Here is a 1,719-nt window from a genome sequence, read left to right as displayed (position 1 = left end):
TATCATGGCTCTGGCTTGGGTTGGTTCTTGAATCACTCAACCATTGCAATCGTGGTTTTTGATCGAGTAAAGTCAGTTTATCTTATTGAATTTGCATAACAAACGGCTCAAGAGGGATTGCCAACGCTTGGCGACTTTAGTGCAAAATTGAAGTTGAGTGTTTACAGTGTGTTTTTTGAGTTCGGCGGTGCGTTGTCAACCCCTTAGCCGGGCGTTATGGCGCAGGGCAAAAATCAGCTAAGGAAGTATATGAGCGAGAAAGTAAAAGTAGCCTTGGACTGGCTGAAAAGTCTTTTGGAATCGGAGAGTATCGAATACCAAATTGTCGGTGGTTTAGCGGCAACAATTCATGGTGGTAGTCGTGAAATTGCAGATATTGATCTCTATATCCATAACTCAGATGCAAATAAAATACTTGCTCACGTTGCCCCGTATATTTCTAAACCGCTTACTCACTACTCGGAATATGGCTGGGATTTAGAGTATTTTCAGCTAGTCTATCAAAATCAAAAAATTGAAATAGGCTTGGCTCTCAATACAAAAATCCAGTCATCGTTGGACGGTTCGTGGCACCAACTGGAAATCGACTTTTCAAAGTCAGTTGCCAAAAGCTATCAAGGCATCGAATTACAGGTTATCCCAGTCCACCAATTGGTAGAGTACAAGCGGATATTGGGTAGGGAAGTAGACCTAATTGACATTCAACAACTAGCTTCAAGTTCAGCGCCATAACAAACAATTTAAGAGGGATTCCCAACGCTTGGCATTTTTGTATCTACTTGAAATTTAGTGTTTACGGTACAATGCGTTAGGCAAGGTGGTAGCGTTGCTCACCCCTTAATTGGGCGTTAGGCTACAAACAGTGCTAGAAAATGGAGATTGAAATGGAAAACCTTAACACGGTAGAAATAAAGTCTTTTGTTCCCGCTAAAGACTTTGAATGCTCAAAGCGTTTTTATCAGATTGTTGGCTTTGAAATGGCATCTGAATTTGAAGGTATCGCTTATTTTAAATTTGGTACTTGTTCTTTCTTACTCCAAGATTTCTACGAACCTGTTCACAGCAACAACTTTATGATGCACCTTTTAGTTGAAGATGCTCGAAGCTGGTATGAACATGTCCTACAGCTAAATCTAGACAAAGAGTTTGGCGTAAAGGTCACGGAACTTATTGAGCAGCCGTGGGGAATGCTCGAATTTTGCGTTACAGATCCAAGTGGTGTGTTGTGGCGCATAGCCGAGAATCAGTAGCCTAACAAACGCTTTAAGACGGATTCGCAACGCGTGGCATTTGTAGTTTGCGGTAAGTTTAGTGATTTAGGTGGTATGCGGAAGCATTCTTATTGCGTTGCTCACCACTTAAGCGGGCGTTATGTTTAATCACGCAAAATCAGTTGGTTGTATCTTTTCTTTACTCCCTTGGCTTGTTGGTTTTGTGCTTGTCGGCAAGTTGGTTTCGTTTGGCGCTGTTTTCCGGACATTCATTCTTAGGCGCTGGAAATTCAGAGAATTGCCTCAGTCAATTTTCGAGTAAGCGCGAGGTTAGGGCGGCTGGCTCAATCAGAAATTTGATCTTAGTTTTTCGGTTTTATCGTAAGCGCATCATAAACCCCGCATTCTAATCGTCTAGCCCGAATAATAAGATCAAACCTCCAACCCAAAGGAGATTTGAAATGGCCAAACGACGCACTAACCAAGAATGGCGAACCCTGTTCGAACA

General features: G+C 42.2%; 2 protein-coding genes. Both read left to right on the top strand.

Annotated elements, in window-relative coordinates; all coding sequences use genetic code 11:
* The first annotated feature begins 249 nt into the window (after positions 1-249).
* The gene (locus tag UF06_RS03690; protein ID WP_045569238.1) at positions 250-732 is read left to right on the top strand and encodes a MazG-related protein; all 483 of its coding nucleotides are present in this window, start codon (positions 250-252) and stop codon (positions 730-732) included.
* 152 nt (positions 733-884) lie between these two features.
* Complete coding sequence (locus UF06_RS03685) at positions 885-1,250, top strand: VOC family protein (RefSeq protein WP_045569237.1); 366 nt, start codon at positions 885-887, stop codon at positions 1,248-1,250.
* The last annotated feature ends 469 nt before the right edge of the window (positions 1,251-1,719 follow it).

It is taken from the genome of Vibrio sp. S234-5, from assembly GCF_000960595.1.
In the GTDB taxonomy this organism is placed as follows: Bacteria; Pseudomonadota; Gammaproteobacteria; order Enterobacterales; family Vibrionaceae; genus Vibrio.
This window is presented reverse-complemented; position numbering and strand designations above follow the sequence as displayed.